Origin of the sequence: Actinophytocola sp. (assembly GCF_036555685.1) — a bacterium.
Classification (GTDB): Bacteria; Actinomycetota; Actinomycetes; order Mycobacteriales; family Pseudonocardiaceae; genus Actinophytocola.
Genome location: NZ_DATBKY010000013.1, coordinates 1 through 4,383 on the forward strand (window position 1 = coordinate 1; position 4,383 = coordinate 4,383).

The 4,383-nt window shown below is 71.5% G+C and carries 6 protein-coding genes; 3 read left to right on the top strand and 3 right to left on the bottom strand.

All coding sequences use genetic code 11. The annotated features are described in order from the left end of the window. The 3 genes from VH969_RS01200 to VH969_RS01210 form a co-directional block, all read left to right on the top strand. The coding region (locus VH969_RS01200; RefSeq protein WP_331968876.1) for an FAD-dependent oxidoreductase at positions 1-265 on the top strand (265 nt) is incomplete at its 5' end. After that, positions 265-465: a sulfur carrier protein ThiS gene (gene thiS, locus VH969_RS01205; RefSeq protein WP_331968879.1), complete on the top strand. Its 201-nt coding sequence runs from the start codon at positions 265-267 to the stop codon at positions 463-465. The genes VH969_RS01200 and thiS, both read left to right, overlap by 1 nt. Before the next feature lies 1 nt (position 466). After that, positions 467-1,222: a thiazole synthase gene (locus tag VH969_RS01210; protein WP_331968882.1), complete on the top strand. Its 756-nt coding sequence runs from the start codon at positions 467-469 to the stop codon at positions 1,220-1,222. Here the strand turns inward: VH969_RS01210 and VH969_RS01215 are convergent. The 3 genes from VH969_RS01215 to thiC all read right to left on the bottom strand — a co-directional run. Next, complete coding sequence (locus tag VH969_RS01215; RefSeq protein WP_331968893.1) at positions 1,219-2,025, bottom strand: ion transporter; 807 nt, start codon at positions 2,023-2,025, stop codon at positions 1,219-1,221. The two genes, VH969_RS01210 and VH969_RS01215, sit on opposite strands and share 4 nt — an antisense overlap. Before the next feature lie 44 nt (positions 2,026-2,069). Further along, positions 2,070-2,900, bottom strand: coding sequence for a bifunctional hydroxymethylpyrimidine kinase/phosphomethylpyrimidine kinase (gene thiD / locus VH969_RS01220; RefSeq protein WP_331968886.1), 831 nt, complete (start codon positions 2,898-2,900; stop codon positions 2,070-2,072). Next, positions 2,897-4,383: phosphomethylpyrimidine synthase ThiC (gene thiC / locus VH969_RS01225; RefSeq protein ID WP_331968890.1), on the bottom strand; the 1,487-nt coding region annotated here is incomplete at its 5' end. The genes thiD and thiC, both read right to left, overlap by 4 nt.

A 4,383-nucleotide genomic window follows, 5' to 3' on the forward strand; every position in this document is an offset into this window, starting at 1 on the left:
CGACGCGTCGCTGGTCGTCCCCGGGCTCGCGGAGTACCAGCTGACCGAGGTGGCCGCGGGGCTGCGCGCGGGGAGCCGGGACAACCTGCCGCTGGTCGGCGAGCTGGCGCCGGGCGTGCTCGTCGCCGCGGGTCATCACCGCAACGGGCTGCTGCTCGCGCCGATCACGGCGGACGCCGTGTGCGCGCTGGTCGACGGCGGCGCGCCGCCCGAGGCGGTGCTGGCCGCGGATCCGGCCCGCCACGTGCCGACGAGGAGGGGCTGATGGAGGTTCGAGTGAACGGCGTCGCGCGGTCCGTCGCGGCCGGTGCCACGGTCGCGGAGCTGCTGGCCGTCCTGGAGCTGCCGGCCTCGGGCATCGCGGTCGCGGTCGACGGCGAGGTGTGCACGCGCGCGTCGCACGAGCGCACCGTGCTGGCGCCGGGCGCCGACGTGGAGATCCTGACCGCCGTGCAGGGAGGCTGACGTGGACGATCCACTGGTCATCGCGGGCCGCGAGTACTCGTCGCGGCTGATCACGGGCACCGGCGGGGCCACGAACCTGGCGGTGCTGGAGCGCGCGCTGGTCGCGTCCGGCACGGAGCTGACGACGGTGGCCCTCCGGCGCGTGGACGCGGACGGCGGCACCGGCGTGCTGGACTTGCTGCGCCGCCTGGGCATCGACCCGCTGCCGAACACGGCGGGCTGCCGGACCGCGGCCGAGGCGGTGCTGACCGCGCGGCTGGCGCGCGAGGCGCTGGGCACGGACTGGGTCAAGCTGGAGGTCGTGGCGGACGACCGGACACTGCTGCCGGAGCCGGTGGAGCTGCTGGACGCGGCGTCGACGCTGGTGGCCGACGGCTTCACGGTCCTCCCGTACACCAACGACGACCCGGTGCTGGCGCTGCGCCTGGAGGAGACCGGCTGCGTCGCGGTGATGCCGCTGGGCTCGCCGATCGGGACCGGGCTCGGGATCCGCAACCCGCACAACATCGAGCTGATCGTGGCCCGCGCGGGCGTGCCGGTGATCCTGGACGCGGGCATCGGCACGGCGTCGGACGCGGCCCTGGCGATGGAGCTCGGCTGCGACGCGGTGCTGCTGGCGACCTCGGTGACGCGCGCGACGGATCCGGAGAGGATGGCGGCGGCCATGCGCCACGCGGTGACCGCGGGCCGGCTGGCCAGGTCCGCGGGCCGGGTGCCCCAACGGTTCTGGGCCCACGCGTCGAGCCCGCCGCGCTAGGAGGTGCGTTCCGTGCGGAGGGCGGCGATCTCCGCCCGTAACGCGCGCAGCTCGTCGAGGATCGCCTTGTCCGACGCCGCCTGGTCGGCCGCGTGCTGATCCTCGGCGCGGGCCAGGTCGTCGGTGACCTCGCGCTCCATCCCGCTCACGATCACCGCGATGAACATGTTCAGCACCGCGAAGCTCGACACCAGGATGTAGACGACGAAGAAGATCCACGACAGCGGCGCCTGCGCCATCACCGACCGCGCGACCTCCGGCCACGCCTCGCCGGTCATCGTCTGGAACAGCGTGAACAGCGTCGTGCCCAGATCCCCGAAGTACAGCGGCGAGATCCCGCTGAACAGCTTGGTCGCCACCACCCCGGCGACGTAGATGACCAGTCCCAGCAGCGCGCCGATCGACGCCATCCCGGGCACCGCGGCCAGCAGCCCCGACACCACGCGGCGCATCGCCGGCACCGCGGAGACCAGCCGCAACACCCGCAGCACGCGCAGCGCCCGCAGCACCGAGAACGGCCCGGTCGCCGGGATCAGCGAGATGCCTACCACGATGAAGTCGAAGACGTTCCACGCGTCGGCGAAGAACTTCCCGCGGGCCGCGTAGAGCCGAAGCAGTATCTCGACGACGAAGATGCCGAGCATGATCCGGTCGGCGACGTGCAGCACGGCGCCGAAGTCGGCCATCACCGCCGGGGACGTCTCCAGGCCGAGCGTCACCGCGTTCAGCACGATGACCCAGATGATGAACTGCTGAAATCGTTTGTGCTCGACCAGGGCTCGGGCTCTGTCTCTCACGTCCACGAAGACTAACCAGACCGCCACGCACGACATCCACGAGACAGGTCTCAGATCTGCTCCAGGGGCTTGATACGCCACAGTGGTGACACCGGGCCGACGCCGCCGCCCAGCGCGTACGCGCGGCGCACGGACTCCGTGACGAAACGCTTGCCGAACCGCACCGCGTCCGGCACCGGCATGCCGCGCGCCAGCGCCGTGGTGATCGACGACGCCATCGTGTCGCCGCCGCCGTGCGTGTGCTTCGTGTCGACCCGCTCGGCCGGCAGCTCGAGGAACGCCGAGCCGTCGTAGAGCAGGTCGACGCACTCCGGGTCGCCGCGCATGTGGCCGCCCTTCACCAGCGCCCACCGCGGGCCGAGCGCGTGCAGAGCCCGCGCCGCCTCCCGCGCGCCCGCCCGGTCGGTCACCGTGATGCCGGTGAGCAGCCGGACCTCGTCGAGGTTCGGCGTGACCAGCGTGGCACGCGGGAACAGCTCGGTGCGCAGCGCGTCGAGCGCGTCGTCACGCAGCAGCTGGTCGCCTTGCATGGACGCGGCGACCGGGTCCACGACGAACGGCACGTCGCCGTCGCGTCCGATGTGGACCTTGTCGCACGCCTTGGCCACCGCGGCGATGATCTCCGCGGTGGCCAGCATGCCGGTCTTCGCGGCCTGCACGCCGATGTCGTCGGCGACCGCCTCGATCTGCGCGGCGACGACGTCGGCCGGCAGCACCGACACCCCGCGCACACCCAGCGAGTTCTGCACGGTCACGGCGGTGACCGCGGTCATCCCGTGCGCGCCGCAGGCGAAGAACGTGCGCAGGTCGGCCTGCAGGCCCGCGCCCCCGCCGGAGTCGGACCCGGCGATGGTGAGGACGCGCGGGGGTGTGGTGGTCACGAGTCCGCCACCGGGAGGTACACGCGATCACCGTGCTCGTGGAAGCGCTCGGCCATCTCCGCCATGCCCGCCTCGACCGCCCCGACCGTGTCGAGGCCGTGCTCCTCGGCGTACTTGCGCACGTCCTGGGTGATCCGCATGGAGCAGAACTTGGGCCCGCACATCGAGCAGAAGTGCGCGGTCTTCGCCGGTTCGGCGGGCAGGGTCTCGTCGTGGAACTCGCGCGCGGTGTCCGGGTCGAGCGAAAGGTTGAACTGGTCGGTCCACCGGAACTCGAAGCGTGCCCTGGACAGCGCGTCGTCCCGCTCCTGCGCCCGTGGCCGCCCCTTGGCGAGGTCGGCGGCGTGCGCGGCGATCTTGTACGTGATCACGCCGGTCTTCACGTCGTCGCGGTTGGGCAGGCCGAGGTGCTCTTTCGGCGTGACGTAGCAGAGCATCGCGGTGCCGGCCCAGCCGATCTGCGCCGCGCCGATGGCCGACGTGATGTGGTCGTACGCCGGCGCGATGTCCGTCGCGAGTGGACCGAGCGTGTAGAACGGCGCCTCGCCGCAGAGTTCTTCCTCGAGCCGGACGTTCTCCGCGATCTTGTGTATCGGCACGTGGCCCGGGCCTTCGATCATCACCTGGACGTCGTGCTCGCGGGCGATGTGGGTGAGCTCGCCGAGCGTGCGCAGCTCGGCGAACTGGGCCTCGTCGTTGGCGTCCGCGATGCTGCCCGGTCGCAGCCCGTCGCCGAGGGAGAACGTGACGTCGTAGCGGCGGAGGATCTCGCAGAGCTCGACGAAGTTGGTGTACAGGAAGGACTCCCGGTGGTGCGCGAGGCACCAGGCGGCCATGATCGACCCGCCGCGGGAGACGATGCCGGTGACGCGCCTGGCGGTGAGCGGCACGTAGCGCAGCAGCACGCCGGCGTGGACGGTCATGTAGTCCACGCCCTGCTCGCACTGCTCGACGACGGTGTCGCGGTATATCTCCCAGGTCAGCTTCGCCGGGTCGCCACCGGCCTTCTCCAGCGCCTGGTAGATCGGCACGGTGCCGACGGGCACGGGCGAGTTGCGCAGGATCCACTCCCGCGTCTCGTGGATCCGCTTGCCCGTGGAGAGGTCCATGACGGTGTCCGCGCCCCAGCGGGTCGCCCACACCATCTTGTCGACTTCCTCGGCGATGGAGCTCGTCACCGCCGAATTGCCGATGTTCGCATTGACTTTCACCGCGAAGGCCTTGCCGATGATCATCGGCTCGCCCTCCGGGTGGTTGTGGTTGGCCGGGATCACCGCGCGGCCGCGGGCCACCTCGTCACGCACCAGTTCGACGGGCACGGCTTCGCGCGCGGCGATGAACGCCATCTCCGCCGTGATCTCGCCGGCCCGTGCCCGCTGCAACTGCGTGCCCTTGTTGCCAACGACACCGGGCCGCGGAGTCAGGCCGTCATGCAGATCGATCGCGGCATGCGGATCGGTGTACGGGCCGGAGGTGTCGTAAA